Genomic DNA, 15,325 nt, shown 5'->3' with positions numbered 1-15,325 from the left:
GATCTGTCGCTTTCGTTCGGGACAGCAGTCTGCCGGAGGGATCGGCGTTTCGTAGCCGAATGAGGACGCTTCGCATTCGGGCAGCTCGCTGCCCCCTTCGTCCTGAAGCTCGCGGCCTCAGGTCGAAGCCCCCTCCGTCCGGAGGCTCGCGGCCTCGGCCGGAGGCAAGGGCGGACAGTCCTCCCGCAGCCTCAGGCGGGGGCGATCAGCGCGGCGGCGCGGGTCACGGCGGCGAGCGCGCCGGGATCGCCGGTGCGGTGATGCACGTCGAGCGCCGTGTCGGCCAGCTTGATCACGTGCTCGTCCCCGTGCCGTACGGCCAGCTCGAACACCTCCTCCGCCGACGCTGGCCCGTCCGGCAGCTCCTTCCGTTCCACCGGCTCGGCGGGCGCGTACGCGGCCGTCACCGCGGCGCCCGCCGCCCACGCCGCGTTCAGGCTGGCACCCCACATCTCCCGCGGCAGCGCCGGCAGGGCCCGCAGCACGGCCGTCGGGGCGGTCGCCGTGTGGACCAGCATGACGGCGTTGCCGTGGGCGTGCGTGACGTAGCGGAGGGTCGCCGCGTCCGCCAGCGCGGCGAGGCGCGCGCGGGCCTGCTCGGGGTCGGCGGCCGGTTCGAGCGCGGCCACGGACGCACCCCAGCCGTCGAGCTCCGCCAGTTGCGCGAGCCGGTGGTTGATGCCCTTGCTCTGGTCCGGCACCCGCGGCACCCCGGCCAGGGCCCGCTCCGGCCCCGCCGTCCCGGACGGCGCGCCGAACGCGGCGACCGGCTGCCAGCGCGCCGCCCAGTAACCGAGCGCCTGCCCCAGCTCGGCAAGCCGGCTCTCATCCGCCTCGTCCTCGGCCAGCCGGCTCTCGCCCGCCTGGGCGTGTCGGCCCTCGCCCGTCTGGGCGTGTCGGCCCTCGCCCGTCTGGGCGTGTCGGCCCTCGCCCGTTTTCTCCAGCAGTGCGTGCACCGCGTGCCCCGTGCGGATCACCCCGTGCGTGGCCCCGGCCGCGATGCCGGGCAGCAGCCGGGGCCACCACGTCTCCAGCACGTCCCGCCACGGCCGCTCCCGCACCTCCCTGTCGAAGAAGGCCAGCCAGTCGCCGAGCCGGCGCGCGTCGCCCAGCGCCTCGCGCCACTCCTGCTCGCCGACGGGCGAGGTGCCGCGCGGCAGCTCGTCCAGCCGGGCGACGTAGCCGTCGAGCCAGCGGTGCACGTCGCGGCCGTACCCGTGCCTGACCATCGCCTCGACCGCCATCGGACCGTGGTTGGACAGCCAGCCCTCGAACTCGGGGCCCGTCCTGTGCAGCCGCTCGTACGCTTCTTCCAGCGTCCCGGTGTCGTCCATGACCGGGACGCTACGCCCGGCCGCCGCCACCCGCGTCGGTCCCGAGATCGAGCGGCCCTCCTCCTTTGGACCTAAGCCGCGGGCCACCGTGCAACAGTTCCCGGCGGTTCGTCCTCTTGGGAGTGATGGAGACAACGAAGGGTCGAGACAGTTGGACGGTGATCCCCGCTACGCGGACTTCGTCGCCGAACGGGGTGACGCGCTCCTGCGGTACGGATACGTACTGGCCGGCAATCCGCACGACGCGGCCGACCTCGTGCAGGAGGCGCTGTTGAGGCTGCGCGGCGCCTGGCCGAGGCTGCGCTCGAAGGAGAGCCCCGAGAGCTACGTCCGCACCACGATGGCCAGGCTGCACCTGTCGGTGTGGCGGCTGCGCCGGCGCGAGCTGCTCGCCTGGGACCTGCCGGACGGCACCCACGAGGACACGCTGCCGCGCGGGGACGAGCGCACGCTGTGGCAGGCGCTGTCCGGCCTGCCGCGCAAGCAACGCGCCGTCCTGGTGCTGCGCTACTACGAGCAGCTCACGGACGCGGAGATCGCCAATGTGCTCGGTATCTCACGGGGGACGGTACGGAGCCAGGCGTCACGGGCGCTCGACAAGCTCCGCGCCGCCGTACCGGCCGAAGACCTGCCACCACCTGCGCTGACCGTCGACACACGACCACCCGCACCGGCCGGGGGCCGGCCGCACCCGCACCTGGACGGAGGAGGGAACGCGCGATGAACGACCTTGAGGACACCCTGCGCAGGACGCTCGGCAGCGCGTCCCAGAACGCGCCCCGGATGCCCAGCGGCCTGCCCGCCCACCTGGAGTCCGGCTACCGGCGCCGCCGCCGGCGCGGCTTCGCCCAGGCGGTGCTGGCGGCGGCGGCCGTGGCGGTCGTGGCCGGCGGGACGGTGACCGTGCTGCGCCACGGGGACGTGACGGCGGCGGTGCCCAGCACGTCACGGGAGGCCGCGACCGACACCCCACGGGCCCCCGAAGTTTCCGCCTGGCCGCTGCCCGCGCCCGTGGAGCAGGTGTGGCCCGACGCCGTACGGAAGGTGCCCGCCCGCGGGCCTGGCGGGGCGAAGCTCATGCCGCAGGCGTTCATCGACGACCGGACGGTGCTCGTCACCACCTGGTCCGGCTTCGAGAAGACCAACGCCCTCTACGCGTACGACCTCGGCACCGGCGACCTCCGCAAGGTCGCCGACGTGCCGATTCCCACGGGGACGGTCACGTTCGCCTCGGACTTCACCGTCGGCGCCGGCCTGGTCACCTGGTGGACCGGCACGAAGGACCACCGCGTCCACCTGTGGACGGCCCCGCTGACCGGCGGCGAGGCGACGACGATCGCCGACGTGGAGGTGCGGGGCGGGGACGGCGCCGGCCTCGACGCCCTCGCCATCGCCGCCGACCGGATCGTGTTCTCCCTGGTCGAGGGGGGCGTCTTCACCCTCCCCACCACGGGAGGCACCCCGCAGGCGGTGCCCGGCAGCGAGGGGCAGCACCTGCTCGCCTGGCCCTGGATCGGCTCCCCCGGCATCTACTCCGCGAACGACGGGTCGCGCTTCACCACGATCACCAACGTGGAGACCGGCGAGACCAGCGCCGCCGTCAAGGGCCCCGGCGACCGCAACCTCAACTGCGGCGTCCGCCTCTGCACCGGCACCCGGGACGAACAGGACAAGACCTTCTACCGCCTGCGCGACGGCCTGGAGGAGAAGGAACTCCCGGTGAACGGCCTCATGCCGGACGGCCTCGCCCGCGAACGTTTCCTGGTCGCGCCGATCATGGCCGAGCAGGCGGGGCGCATCGTCGTCCTGTACGACGTGACGACGGGGCGGTCGGCGGATCTCCTGGTGCGGGCCGACAAGAAGGGCGCCCTTCAGCTCCCTGGGGTCGCGCGGGATGGGCGGCTGCTGTCGTACCAGCTGGGCGACGACCTCTACCTCATCGACCTGGCGAAGATCACCTGAGCCGACGATTCCAGGGGGCGGCGGGCTCGGCCCGCGATCCGGACAGGAGAGGTGACCGGGTGGAGCGGCCGCGCCCGGTCAGTCCGCTGTCTTGCACCGCTGGGTCGAGACGTACTCGGTGGCATCGGCCGCGCCGTCGGTGACGGCCAGAAGCTCCTCCCCTACCAGCGCGTACCCCCGTTCCGGATCGTGTATGGACGCGGCGAAGACCATCCCGATGACCGCCCCTTCCTCATCGATCAGCGGAGCACCGCTCAACCCCTCGCTCGTGTCGGCGGAGAACTCGAGGACCATCCTGGACACCTCGCCCTCCTTGTAGAGGTTGGGCCCTTGCGCCTCAAGCCGCCCCTCAAGCACGACCGACTGCGTCTCCAGACGCGTCGCGCCCTTCCGATGACCGAGCAGGAGCGCCTCACCCAACGGAAGCCGAAGAATGGGCAGCAACGGCTTGGGCGCCGCCGTGATGCGCAGCGGGGGTGCGGGCAGCTTCGGGACGTACAGGACGGCGACGTCGACATCGGGATCGAAGGCCACGACACGCCCTTCGTACACCTTGCCGTCGGCCGTCGTCACGAGCGGCGACACGGGAACGGCACCGGCCACCAGGTGCGCCGTGGTCACCACCCGCTGAGGGGCGTACACGAAACCCGTGCCCTTGAACGTCTTGCTACATGATGGCGCGAGGGCCGTGACATGCACGACGCTCCGCTCCCCGTCCGGAGCCTGCGCCGGGCCCGGGACGGCCATCTCGCTCCCGGCCTTCAGCGAGCTGCTGGGCACCGGCGTGGGCGGGGCCGCGATGGAGCAGCCGGCGAGAGCGAGGACGACCGGCAACCATGACCAGCGCGTCACGCCCCTGCGCTTCCCCAGGGCCGTCTCCCCTGCTCCTTGAAGACGTAACTCACGATGCACAATTGATCAAGCTATCGTCGCCAGGTCGCCGCCGTGTCACGCCCCACGCTGCTTCCGGCCCCGAACCTCGGCACCCAGTCGTGTGCTCCAGGGGTCCCGTTCGCCGTTACGGGAGAACGGAGCCGCCCGCCCCCTTAGCGACGCACGACGACCGCGGGTGCCCGTCGTCCCGCACGACGACGGTCAAGGGCGGATCACGGTCAGCCGGAAGGGGGCGGCGTGCTCGGCGGCGTGGGTCACGGCCGCCGCCGCGTCGTCGAGGGCGAACTCGGTGACGGCGAACTGGCCGAGGTCGAGCAGCCCGGACCGGGCCAGGGCGGCCAGCCGCACGGGGGCGTCGCGCGGGTACAGCCACTGCCCGCGCACCGTGACGTTGTTGCGCATGAGCCACCGGTACGGCAGCGGCAGGTCGTCGCCGTTCAGCATGCCGACCCCGCCCATGAGCACGACCCGGCCGCCCTCGCGCACGGTCATGGCGGCGGCGCGGACGGCGGCGACCTGGGCCGTCGGCGGGAGGAGGTCGAGCACGAGGTCCACAGGGGCGGCCGCCGCCGCGGCCATCCGCTCGCGGTCCTCGTCCTCCCCGCCGGTGATCCGCACGGTGCTGACCCGCGCGCCGAACCGGCGTTCCAGGGCGGCCAGGGCGCGCTCGTTGCGACCCGGCGCGATGACGCGGGCGGCTCCCATGGCCAGCGCCACGGCGACCGCCGCGCCGCCGAAGTTGCCGCTGGCCCCGCTCACCAGGACCGTCTCCCCCGGCTGGAGCCGGCCGGCGAGGAGCCCGCCGTACGGCACGAGGCACACGCACAGCGCGCTCCACCGCGCCGCCTCGCCGGGTTCGAGGGGGCCGAGGGGCACGGCGTTCTCGGTGGGGATCAGCAGGCGCTCGGCGAAGGAGCCCTGCCCGTAGTGCCGGTGCAGGCGCAGCCCGCCCTCGCCGCGGGCGCTCAGGCCCTGCAACGTGATGTCGGGGGCCAGCGCGTCGTCCCGGGACCGTACGGTCGGATCGCACAACACCCAGTCGCCCGGGGCGAGCCGGGTGGCGTCGGGCCCACACGCGCGTACCCGGCCGATCGCCCCCGTGCCGGGCGTCGCCGGCAGCGGCAGCAGGTACTGCCGCTGTCCGGTGAACACCTCGGCCGCGTACGGCAGCACCGGCGCCGCCACGACGTCCACCACCACCTCGCCAGGGCCCGGGACGGGCTCCGGCACCTTCTCCACCGACAACGGTGAACCGAACTCCGCCAGCACAGCCGCCTTCATGATCGTGCGCTCCTCTCTCTTGGCAGGCTTCACCTGTTCCTTGGCGGGCTTCATCCTGGCCGCCCGGCCGGCGCCGGGACCAGGACCGGTATCGTCCTGGGATGGGCCGATACCACCCTGCGGAAAGGCGGTGACCATGGCCGAGGTGAGTGGCCGCGCGCTCGGCGACTTCCTGCGCTCCCGGCGGGAACGGCTGACCCCCGAGGCGGTGGGGCTGCCGCCGCGTCCGCGCCGCCGCACGCTGGGCCTGCGCCGGGAGGAGGTGGCCGAGCTGGCGGGCATCGGCATCGACTGGTACGTACGGCTCGAACAGGGCCGCGCCGTCACCCCGTCCGCCGCCACGATCGACGCCCTGGCCGGCGCGCTGCGCCTGGACGAGACCGAGCACGCCCACCTGCGTACGCTGGCCCGCCGCCCACACCTGCCCGCCTTCACCCGGGAACGGGTACCGGACGGCACGGCCCGCCTGCTGCACGGCCTCGACCGGCCCGCCTACCTGACCGGCCGCCGCTGGGACGTCCTGGCGGTCAACGCCGCCGCGGCCGAGCTGTTCACGGGCCTGGACCGGCTGCCGCCCGGCGACCGCAACGTGCTGGTCTACCTGCTGCTCACGCCGGCGGCCCGCGAGCTGTTCGGGGACGGCTGGGCCGCGCAGGCGCGGCACGCCACCGCCCAGTTCCGCGCCGCGTTCGACCTGTGGGCGCCCGATCCGGCCTTCACGGGCCTGGCCGCCCGCCTGCGCCGCGGCTGCCCGGAGTTCGGCCGCTGGTGGGCACGGCACGACGTCACGCGGGGCGGCGCGGGCGGCAAGGTGCTGCGCGGGCGCGCCTTCGACTACGCGACCTTCCAGGCCAACGAGGATCCCGGCCTCCGCCTGACGGTCTACACGCCGCGCTGACCCCCGCCCTGCTTCAGGGCGACGTCAAGGGATGAGTCGAGCGGCTCTGCCTCAGCGGGCCATGAAGGTAGCGGGCCAGGAAGGTGCGGACGCGAGCTCGTACGCGATCAACCACGACACCCAGCGTCGCGGACGCGAGGGATGAAAGTTTCATGACATCTCACCGGAACGGGGCGAACGCATCGCGGCAAGAGCCCAGGCGGGGTGGCGACGGCACCCCGGGCGTCCGAGAGAGGTGATCCACGTGCTTGACGCCGGAACCCTCATTGAATTGACTCGCACTACCGTTGACCGTCGAATCGATTCGGCAGGCCATGAATGTTAGCGCTAACATTGCTGGCCGGGCCTGCCGCATCGGTGCCGTCCGGTCATGACTCCTGATGGGGAGAAGAAGGCATGATGCTTTCCGGGTACCTGAGAAGGTCGCTCGCGGCCGGGGCGAGCGCGTTGCTCGCCACCGTCTGCCTGACCGGCGGTGGTACGGCGCTCGCCACCGTCAGCCTGACCGGCGGTGGTACGGCCCAAGCCGCGACGCCGCAGCCGTGTGACATCTACGCCGCGGGCGGCACGCCGTGTGTCGCGGCGCACAGCACCACGCGTGCCCTGTACGCGGCCTACAACGGCCCGCTCTACCAAGTCAGGCGCTCGTCCGACAACACCACCCGCGACATCGGCGTCCTGAGCGCGGGCGGTGTCGTCAACGCCGCCACGCAGGACTCCTTCTGCGCCGGCACGACCTGTGTGATCACGATCATCTACGACCAGTCCGGCCGCGACAACCGCCTCACCCAGGCGCCGCCCGGCTACTGGAAGGGCCCTGCCCCCGGCGGATACGACAACCTCGCCGACGCGACCGCGGCCCCGATCACCATCGGCGGCCAGAAGGCGTACGGTGTCCGCGTGGAGCCCGGCACCGGCTACCGCAACAACAACACCAACGGCGTCGCGACCGGCGACCAGCCCGAGGGCATCTACGCCGTCGTGGACGGCACGCACTACAACCAGTGGTGTTGCTTCGACTACGGCAACGCGCAGACGGACGGCCAAGCCGACTCCCCCGCCATCATGGAGACCGTCTACTTCGGCGCCAACAAGCAGTGGGGCTACGGTGACGGAGCCGGCCCATGGATCATGGCCGACCTGGAGTGGGGACTGTTCTCCGGGGTGAACGCGGGCTACAACAAACTCGCGCCGATCAACCACCGTTTCGTCACGGCCATGGTCAAGGGCGAGCCGAACCACTGGGCGATCCGGGGCGGGGACGCGCAGTCGGGCGGCCTGACGAACTACTTCGACGGACGACGCCCCAACGGCTACAACCCGATGAAGAAGGAAGGCGCCATCCTGCTCGGCATCGGCGGTGACAACAGCGTCTCCGGCCGCGGCACCTTCTTCGAGGGCGTGTTGACCTCCGGCTATCCGAGCGCCGCCACCGAGGACGCCGTACAGGCCAACATCACCGCCGCCGGCTACGCACCCGCGGGCGGCGGCAACCCGCAGCAGGGCGTCCAGATCGTGGGCGGCCAGTCCGGCCGGTGCGTCGACGTGCCGAACTTCAGCACCACCAACGGCACCCAGCTGCAGATCTGGGACTGCGGGAGCGGCACCAACCAGCGGTTCACCTACACCTCCGGCAAGCAGTTGCAGGTGTACGGCAACAAGTGCCTGGACGCCTACGGGCAGGGCACCGCCAACGGCACCCAGGTGATCATCTGGGACTGCAACGGCCAGGCCAACCAGCAGTGGAACGTCAACACCAACGGCACCATCACCGGCGTGCAGTCAGGGCTCTGCCTCGACGCCAACGCGGCCGGCACCGCCAACGGCACGAAACTCATCCTGTGGTCCTGCAACGGCCAGGCCAACCAGCGGTGGACCCTGCGCAGCTGATTCTGACCACCTGGTCCTGCGCACGAGGGCGGTCGGGTGAAACGCCTTGGCGGAGGTCCGGACACTGGATGGCTGAACCGGTGCAGCTTCCGCTGCTCGGCATACGCAGACGTCTTCCACTGAAGATCGCGTGGGACACGAATGTCAGGGCGCCGGCGTACCTTCCACACCGTGATCTCTTATGTGACCGGCGACGCGACCCATCCCCACGGCCAGGGACCAAAGATCATCGGCCACGTGTGCAACGACACCGGCGGCTGGGGCAGGGGCTTCGTCCTTGCCCTCTCCCGGCGCTGGCCACAGCCGGAAGCCGACTACCGAGCCTGGCACCGCTCTGGGAACGACTTCCAGCTGGGTGCCATCCGGCTGGTGCAGGTCGAGCCCGAGCTATGGGTCGCGAACATGATCGGCCAGCACGGCATCCGGCCGACCAAGGACGGCCCGCCTATCCGCTACGACGCCCTGGACCGTTGTCTGTCCGCTCTGGGCGACGAAGCTCTGAGCCTCCACGCGAGTGTCCACATGCCGCGGATCGGCGCTGGTCTCGCGGGCGGCTCTTGGGAGCAGATCGAACCGCTCATCCTCAAGCAGCTGACCGAGCGCGGTATCGCGGTCACGGTCTACGACCTGCCCTAACCGGTTGGCTCTTCCGAGGCCCAGACCCTTAACCTCCCTGCCCGCACCAACCCGCGGTACTGTCATCCACAGGACACATCGAAGATCATCCAGCTGGAGTGTCACCCGCCTTCCGAGCCGGATCTGTCTCACTGGTCTTGATGCCTGACAGTCTTGCCGCAGCTCAGGCACAGCGTCGGCCGTGTCGGCGAATCTCGGCGGACTGACCACTTGAAGCACGTTACGCCGAGTATCGCGCCGCGAAGTCGGCGGGAACGAAGAGGGAGGACAGGCGATGAGCCTGGGACGCAGCTGGCGTGAGGTCAAGGCGGAAGCGCACCGGTTGCACCCCGAACTGACCGACCCGCAGCGGCAGGCCGCCGCCGACGCGCACCTGGACGCCTACGTCGCCGACCACCATCTGAAGGAGCTGCGCAAGTCTGTCGGCAAGACACAATCCGAGGTGGCGGCCGCGCTTGGGATCTCACAAGCACGCGTCTCCCAGATCGAGAACGGCGATCTGGACTCGATGGAACTCGAGACCATCCGCGCCTACGCGGCTGCACTCGGCGGCCACGTCGATGTGACCATCAGCGTCGGACCTCACTCGGTACGGGTCGCCTGACCACGAACCCGACTGTCGGACATGCGACGCCCTTCGGCTTCTGGCCTTGCAGGTCTCCCGTGCTCCAGTAGCCGGAACCCGCCCCTTTGCTTCACCTTGACCACACATCCCTGAGTCGGCCCGTTCGCGCTGGGCCATGGCTCTGCCTCATAGCCGAGGGCGCGTTCAGGCCTGACGCATCGGCGAAAGCGGCTTGTGAGCTGGGGGTTTGGGGGGCCGCGCCCCCCAATGTCACAGCCTGAACCCCATGCGCGAAGCGCCCCCACGGGAGGACCTCGCCTTTGGACTGGGGGTTTGGGGGGCGGTGCCCCCCGATGTCACTGCCTGAGCTTCCGAGCGCGTAGCGCCTCTCTTGCGATGACCGAGCGTTTCCCCCCGGGGCCCCCAGGGTGCCCCTACTTGAGGAGCTGGCGGGCCATGACCATGCGCTGGATCTGGTTGGTGCCCTCGTAGATCTGGGTGATTTTGGCGTCGCGCATCATGCGTTCCACCGGGAAGTCCTTCGTGTAGCCGTAGCCGCCCAGCAGCTGCACCGCGTCCGTGGTGATTTCCATGGCGGCGTCCGAGGCGGCGCATTTTGCCGCGCTCGACAGGAAGGTCAGGTCCTTCTGGGGTTCGCCGTGCATGGCGTGTTCGGACTTCGCGGCCGCGTGGTACGTGAGTTGCCGCGCCGCCTCCAGTTTCATCGACATGTCGGCGATCATGAATTGGAGGCCTTGGAAGTCGGCGATGGGGCGGCCGAACTGCTTGCGTTCCTTGACGTAGCCGATGGCGAAGTCGAGGGCGCCCTGGGCGATGCCGAGGGCTTGGGCGGCGATGGTGATGCGGGTGTGGTCGAGGGTGGCGAGGGCGGTTTTGAAGCCGGTGCCGGGGGCGCCGATCATGCGGTCGGCGGGGATGCGGACGTTGTCGAGGATGACCTGGCGGGTCGGTGAGCCCTTGATGCCGAGCTTCTTCTCTTTGGGGCCGAAGGAGACGCCTTCGTCCGACTTTTCTACGACGAAGGCGGAGATGCCGCGCGCGCCGGCCGAGGGGTCGGTGACGGCCATGAGGGTGTAGTACTCGGAGACGCCGGCGTTGGTGATCCACATCTTGACGCCGTTGAGGATGTACGAGTCGCCGTCCGCGACGGCGCGGGTCTTCATGGCGGCCGCGTCGGAGCCGGCTTCGGGCTCCGACAGCGCGTACGAGAACATCGCCTCCCCGCGCGCGACCGGCGCCAGGTAGCGGGACTTGAGCTCCTCGGAGGCCGAGAGCAGCAGCGGGACCGTGCCGAGCTTGTTGACGGCCGGGATGAGGGAGGAGGACGCGCAGGCGCGGGCCACCTCCTCGATGACGATCACGGTGGCCAGCGCGTCGGCCCCGGCGCCCCCGTACTGTTCGGGCACGTGGACGGCGTGCAGGTCGGCCGCGACGAGCGCCTTGTAGACGTCCCAGGAGAACTCCTCGGTCTCGTCGATCTCGGCGGCGTGCGGTGCGATCTTCTCGTCGGCCAGGGCGCGGACCGTCTCCCTGAGCATGTCGTGCTCTTCGGCGGGCGCGTAGAGAGGGAAGCTCATGCTGTAGATACTAGGACGTCCGACCATCTTGTTACCAGCCGGTACGGTTTGCGGGGAGATGCAGGTGGCACGTAGGAGGTAGCGGGGGCCGGTAGCATGCCTGCGCGATCGAAAGGAGCTCCCTCGTGCCATATCGCCTCACGGTGATCGGGACCGGATATCTGGGCATCACCCATGCGGCTTGCATGGCTGATCTCGGGTTCGACGTCCTGGGCCTCGACGTCGACGCCGACAAGATCAACCGACTCAACGCGGGCGAGCTCCCCATCCACGAACCCGGCCTCGAGCCCGTGCTCCGGCGCGGCCTCGACTCCGGCCGGCTCCGTTTCACCACCTCCTACGAGGAGGCCGCCGCCTTCGGCGACGTGCACTTCGTCTGCGTCGGCACCCCGCAGAAGCGCGGCGAGTACGCCGCCGACGTGACCTACATGGACGCGGCCATCGAATCCCTCGCACCGCTCCTCGATCGCGAGTGCCTGGTCGTCGGCAAGTCCACGGTGCCCGTCGGCACGGCGGAGCGGCTGGCCGACAAGCTGGCCAGGCTCGCCCCGGCCGGCGGCGAGGCCGAGCTGGCCTGGAACCCCGAGTTCCTGCGCGAGGGCTTCGCCGTCGAGGACACCCTGCGCCCCAACCGCGTCGTGCTCGGCGTGCGCAGCGAGCGCGCGGAGAAGATGCTGCGCGAGGTGTACGAGCCGCTCGGCGAGGTGCCGATCGTGGTGACCGACTTCGCCACGGCCGAGCTGGTCAAGACGGCCGCGAACGCGTTCCTGGCCACGAAGATCTCCTTCATCAACGCGATGGCCGAGGTCTGCGAGGCCGCGCACGCCGACGTCCAGCTGCTGTCGGAGGCCCTGTCGTACGACGACCGCATCGGCGGCCGGTACCTCAACGCCGGGCTCGGGTTCGGCGGCGGCTGCCTGCCCAAGGACATCAGGGCGTTCATGGCGCGGGCCGGCGAGCTGGGCGCGGACCAGGCACTCACGTTCCTGCGCGAGGTGGACGCGATCAACATGCGCCGCCGCGCCCGCATGGTCGACCTGGCCAGGGAGCTGGCCGGCGGCTCCTTCCACGGCTGCACCGTCGGCGTGCTGGGCGCCGCGTTCAAACCGAACTCCGACGACATCCGCGACTCCCCCGCGCTCGACGTGGCCGTGACGATCGGGCATCAGGGCGGGCAGGTCACCGTGTACGACCCGATCGCGCTCGACAACGCCCGTAAGGCTCATCCCGAGCTGAACTACGGCATGTCGGCCGTCGAGGCGGTGCGCGGGGCGCACGTGGTGTTGCTGCTCACCGAATGGCAGGAGTTCCTGCAGCTCGATCCGGTGGAGCTGGGCGCCGTCGTCGCCACCCGGCGGATCGTGGACGGGCGCAACGCGCTCAACGCCGAGATGTGGCGGGCCGCCGGATGGCACTACCGCGCCCTCGGCCGTCCGTAGTGACGTGAAACCCTGCGTCACCGCAGGTGGCGGATCCACTGGGTCATGAGCGGGCGGTAGCCGCGGCGGGCCCAGAACGGCGTCGAGAGCGGGTTCGGCAGGGCGTGGTGCAGCAGCATGACGGGCGCGCCCTGCGCCGCCGCCTGCTGGTGCGCGACGTCGGCGAGCGCCGCGCCGACGCCGCGCCCCCGCACGGACGGCTCGACGTACATGGTGCCCAGGTACGCGGCCGGCTCCTCGTTCACGACGTGCGAGATCCAGGTGGAGCGGGACGGCGGCTGCACGATGACGAGCCCGGCGACGGCGCCGTCCACCTCGGCCAGCCAGCACCAGTCGAGCGGCAGCATCTCGGACTCCAGCGACTCCCTGAGGCACCTGCCCGTGGCCTCCCGCACGGTCACCCAGCCGAACTGGGCGTCGTAGGCCACGAGCCGCTCGTACATGGGTGACAACGTCTCCACGTCGTCGGCGCGGGCCGGGCGGATGGCGAGGCCGGAGTCAGGAGCGGGGCCGGGGCGGAGGCGGCGGACGGCGAGCGAGGTGATGGGGCGAAGCCGCGCACGGCCAGCGCCCGCACGGGAGCGGTGTCGCGGCTCGGCCACACCACGCTCAACGCCTGCTCGGGCTCGTCGCCGCGGGGCATGGCCAGCCACTGGTCGAGGAGCGCGCCGAGCGCGGCCTCCGGGTCGGGGCCGGCGACGCGGGCCCGCAGCCGATGGACGACCAGGGGCGACCAGCAGGATTGCAGGGTGCCGGGGTCGAGCCGTTCCACGGCGGCCAGCCCGATGCCGCCGGCCACTTCGAGCAGGTCTTCGCCGCGCCTGGCGGTCAGCTCGTCCTGGCCGGCGAGCAGCGGGTCGGCGGCGTACACACGGGTGGCGTGCTCTTTGATCGGGTCGTCCATGGCGGCACCCTAACCGCCGCGACCCCCGGGAAAAAAGCGTTCGGTTACCGCGCAACCGCCCCGCTCTTGGGTTCGGTCTTCGGTTACCGCGCAACCGCCCCGCTCTCGGGTTCGGTCACAGCTCGGGCGCCCGGCTCGGGCCCGGTTACAGCTGGGCCGCCTCCGCGCGCAGCTTCTCGCCCTTGGCGTACGCCTGCTCCTTCAACCGCTCCTGGAACTGCGTCATCTTCTCGCGCAGCCCGGCGTCGGAGGCGGCCAGGATCCGTACGGCGAGCAGCCCCGCGTTGCGGGCCCCGCCGACGGCGACGGTGGCGACCGGCACCCCGGCGGGCATCTGCACGATCGACAGCAGGGAGTCCATGCCGTCGAGGTACTTCAGCGGCACCGGCACCCCGATGACGGGCAGCGGGGTGACGGAGGCGAGCATGCCGGGCAGGTGGGCGGCCCCGCCGGCGCCGGCGATGATGACCTGGATGCCGCGGGAGGCGGCCTGGCGGCCGTAGTCGATCATTTCGGTGGGCATGCGGTGCGCCGACACGACGTCGGCCTCGAACGGCACCCCGAACTCGGCGACGGCCTCCGCGGCGGCCTTCATGACCGGCCAGTCGGAGTCGCTGCCCATGACGATGCCGATTTTCACGGCGCCTCCTTCGTCGGCACCGTGAAAATCGAGATGCTGCGTCTCATGGCTCGTTCGCTGCGCTCTCTCACGTGTACTCCCCGGTCATGAGGTAGACGGCGGCGTGGCGGGCGCGGGCGCGTACCTCGTCGAGGTTGGAGCCGAGGGCCGTCACGTGGCCGATCTTACGGCCGGGCCGCACCTCCTTGCCGTAGAAGTGCAGCTTGATGCCGGGGTCGTGGGCCATCACGTGCTCGTACCGCTTGAACAGGTCGGGGTCGTCGCCGCCGAGCAGGTTGGCCATGACGACGTGCTGGGCGGTCATCCTGGGCGAGCCGAGCGGCAGGTCGAGCACGGCCCGCAGGTGCTGCTCGAACTGGGAGGTGGTGGCGCCCTCGATGGTCCAGTGGCCGCTGTTGTGGGGGCGCATGGCCAGCTCGTTGACGACCAGCCCGGTCTCGGACTGGAACAGCTCGACGGCGAGCAGCCCGGTGACGCCGAGCTGGTTGGCGATGGTGAGGGCGATGCGCTGGGCCTGCGCGGACTGCTCCTGGTCGAGGCCGGGGGCGGGGGCGATGACCTCGACGCAGATGCCGTCCTGCTGGACGGTCTCGACGACGGGGTAGCTCACGCCCTGCCCGTGCGGTGAGCGGGCGACCAGCACGGCCAGCTCCCGCTCGAACGGCACGAACGCCTCGGCCATCAGCTCGACCCCGGTGGCGAACGCCTCGGCGACCTCTGCGGACGTGCGGCACACCCACACGCCGCGCCCGTCGTAGCCGCCGCGCACCGCCTTCAGCACCACGGGCCAGCCGTGCTCGGCGGCGAAGCGTTCGGCGTCGGCGGCGGACGGGACGCGCGCCCAGGCGGGGCAGGGCGCGCCGATCGCGGTCAGGCGCTCGCGCATGACGGCTTTGTCCTGGGCGTGGACGAGCGCGTCGGCGCCGGGGTGCACGACGTAGCCGTTCTCGGACAGGGCGCGGATGTGCTCGGTGGGCACGTGCTCGTGGTCGAAGGTGATCACGTCGCAGCCCTTGGCGAACTCCCTGAGGTCGCCGAGGTCGCGGTAGTCTCCGACGCGCGTGTCGACGATGACCCGGGCGGCGCTCTCCTCCGGGTTGTTGGCCAGCACCCGCAGCTCGATGCCGAGCGCGATCGCGGGCGGCTGCGACATCCTGGCCAGCTGACCGGCGCCGACGATGCCGACGACCGGTCCGATGGGGCTGTAGGAACTCACGCCAGGTGAGCTTACCGGGACGCAACGACTTCCCTGCTACGGCCCCCTTGCCGTTTGTCGTGGCAGGG

15 protein-coding genes are annotated in these 15,325 nt (G+C 71.2%); 7 read left to right on the top strand and 8 right to left on the bottom strand.

The window, feature by feature from the left end; translation table 11 throughout:
- Nucleotides 1–191: 191 nt before the first annotated feature.
- Entirely contained in the window at nucleotides 192–1,334 is a 1,143-nt protein-coding gene (locus tag KIS93_RS67740) for a questin oxidase family protein (protein WP_080042922.1), read from the bottom strand.
- Nucleotides 1,335–1,485: 151 nt separating this feature from the next.
- Here KIS93_RS67740 and KIS93_RS39130 point away from each other — a divergent pair, with 151 nt between their 5' ends.
- Entirely contained in the window at nucleotides 1,486–2,058 is a 573-nt protein-coding gene (locus KIS93_RS39130) for a SigE family RNA polymerase sigma factor (RefSeq protein WP_155128555.1), read from the top strand.
- Nucleotides 2,055–3,296: a TolB-like translocation protein gene (locus KIS93_RS39125; RefSeq protein WP_080042924.1), complete on the top strand. Its 1,242-nt coding sequence runs from the start codon at nucleotides 2,055–2,057 to the stop codon at nucleotides 3,294–3,296. Before KIS93_RS39130 ends, KIS93_RS39125 begins: the two co-directional genes overlap by 4 nt.
- A gap of 78 nt (nucleotides 3,297–3,374) precedes the next feature.
- Here the strand turns inward: KIS93_RS39125 and KIS93_RS39120 are convergent, their stop codons facing one another.
- Together KIS93_RS39120 and KIS93_RS39115 are read right to left on the bottom strand one after the other, a co-directional pair.
- Nucleotides 3,375–4,043, bottom strand: coding sequence for a S1 family peptidase (locus tag KIS93_RS39120; protein WP_186404651.1), 669 nt, complete (start codon nucleotides 4,041–4,043; stop codon nucleotides 3,375–3,377).
- A 348-nt stretch (nucleotides 4,044–4,391) separates the two neighbouring features.
- Entirely contained in the window at nucleotides 4,392–5,471 is a 1,080-nt protein-coding gene (locus KIS93_RS39115; protein ID WP_080047254.1) for a quinone oxidoreductase family protein, read from the bottom strand.
- A gap of 136 nt (nucleotides 5,472–5,607) precedes the next feature.
- Between KIS93_RS39115 and KIS93_RS39110 the strand changes: the two genes are divergently transcribed.
- The 4 genes from KIS93_RS39110 (at nucleotide 5,608) to KIS93_RS39095 (ending at nucleotide 9,499) form a co-directional block, all read left to right on the top strand.
- Nucleotides 5,608–6,369, top strand: a complete 762-nt coding sequence (locus KIS93_RS39110; protein WP_080047255.1) for a helix-turn-helix transcriptional regulator — start codon at nucleotides 5,608–5,610, stop codon at nucleotides 6,367–6,369.
- Nucleotides 6,370–6,765: 396 nt separating this feature from the next.
- A complete protein-coding gene (locus KIS93_RS66020; protein ID WP_080042926.1) occupies nucleotides 6,766–8,259 on the top strand; it encodes an arabinofuranosidase catalytic domain-containing protein in 1,494 nt (497 codons plus the stop codon).
- A 171-nt stretch (nucleotides 8,260–8,430) separates the two neighbouring features.
- Nucleotides 8,431–8,895: a macro domain-containing protein gene (locus KIS93_RS39100; RefSeq protein WP_230465589.1), complete on the top strand. Its 465-nt coding sequence runs from the start codon at nucleotides 8,431–8,433 to the stop codon at nucleotides 8,893–8,895.
- A gap of 274 nt (nucleotides 8,896–9,169) precedes the next feature.
- On the top strand, nucleotides 9,170–9,499 hold the full coding sequence (locus tag KIS93_RS39095) for a helix-turn-helix domain-containing protein (RefSeq protein ID WP_080042928.1): 330 nt from the start codon (nucleotides 9,170–9,172) through the stop codon (nucleotides 9,497–9,499).
- A 395-nt stretch (nucleotides 9,500–9,894) separates the two neighbouring features.
- Here KIS93_RS39095 and KIS93_RS39090 read toward each other — a convergent pair whose 3' ends face one another.
- Nucleotides 9,895–11,058 carry an acyl-CoA dehydrogenase family protein gene (locus KIS93_RS39090; RefSeq protein WP_155128559.1) on the bottom strand — a complete coding sequence of 388 codons (1,164 nt, stop codon included), beginning with the start codon at nucleotides 11,056–11,058 and terminating at the stop codon, nucleotides 9,895–9,897.
- A 125-nt stretch (nucleotides 11,059–11,183) separates the two neighbouring features.
- On the opposite strand from KIS93_RS39090, the gene KIS93_RS39085 reads away from it, so the two are divergent.
- On the top strand, nucleotides 11,184–12,497 hold the full coding sequence (locus tag KIS93_RS39085; protein WP_080042930.1) for a UDP-glucose dehydrogenase family protein: 1,314 nt from the start codon (nucleotides 11,184–11,186) through the stop codon (nucleotides 12,495–12,497).
- 17 nt (nucleotides 12,498–12,514) lie between these two features.
- Here KIS93_RS39085 and KIS93_RS39080 read toward each other — a convergent pair whose 3' ends face one another.
- The 4 genes from KIS93_RS39080 to KIS93_RS39065 all read right to left on the bottom strand — a co-directional run bounded on the left by KIS93_RS39080 (nucleotide 12,515) and on the right by KIS93_RS39065 (nucleotide 15,257).
- On the bottom strand, nucleotides 12,515–12,940 hold the full coding sequence (locus tag KIS93_RS39080) for a GNAT family N-acetyltransferase (RefSeq protein WP_186404650.1): 426 nt from the start codon (nucleotides 12,938–12,940) through the stop codon (nucleotides 12,515–12,517).
- Complete coding sequence (locus KIS93_RS39075; RefSeq protein WP_186404649.1) at nucleotides 12,895–13,401, bottom strand: hypothetical protein; 507 nt, start codon at nucleotides 13,399–13,401, stop codon at nucleotides 12,895–12,897. Before KIS93_RS39075 ends, KIS93_RS39080 begins: the two co-directional genes overlap by 46 nt.
- Before the next feature lie 145 nt (nucleotides 13,402–13,546).
- On the bottom strand, nucleotides 13,547–14,041 hold the full coding sequence (gene purE, locus KIS93_RS39070; protein ID WP_268966897.1) for a 5-(carboxyamino)imidazole ribonucleotide mutase: 495 nt from the start codon (nucleotides 14,039–14,041) through the stop codon (nucleotides 13,547–13,549).
- 67 nt (nucleotides 14,042–14,108) lie between these two features.
- Nucleotides 14,109–15,257: a 5-(carboxyamino)imidazole ribonucleotide synthase gene (locus KIS93_RS39065; protein WP_080042932.1), complete on the bottom strand. Its 1,149-nt coding sequence runs from the start codon at nucleotides 15,255–15,257 to the stop codon at nucleotides 14,109–14,111.
- Nucleotides 15,258–15,325: the final 68 nt, after the last annotated feature.

It is taken from the genome of [Actinomadura] parvosata subsp. kistnae (assembly GCF_900323885.1).
Taxonomy (GTDB): domain Bacteria; phylum Actinomycetota; class Actinomycetes; order Streptosporangiales; family Streptosporangiaceae; genus Nonomuraea; species Nonomuraea composti.
This window is presented reverse-complemented; position numbering and strand designations above follow the sequence as displayed.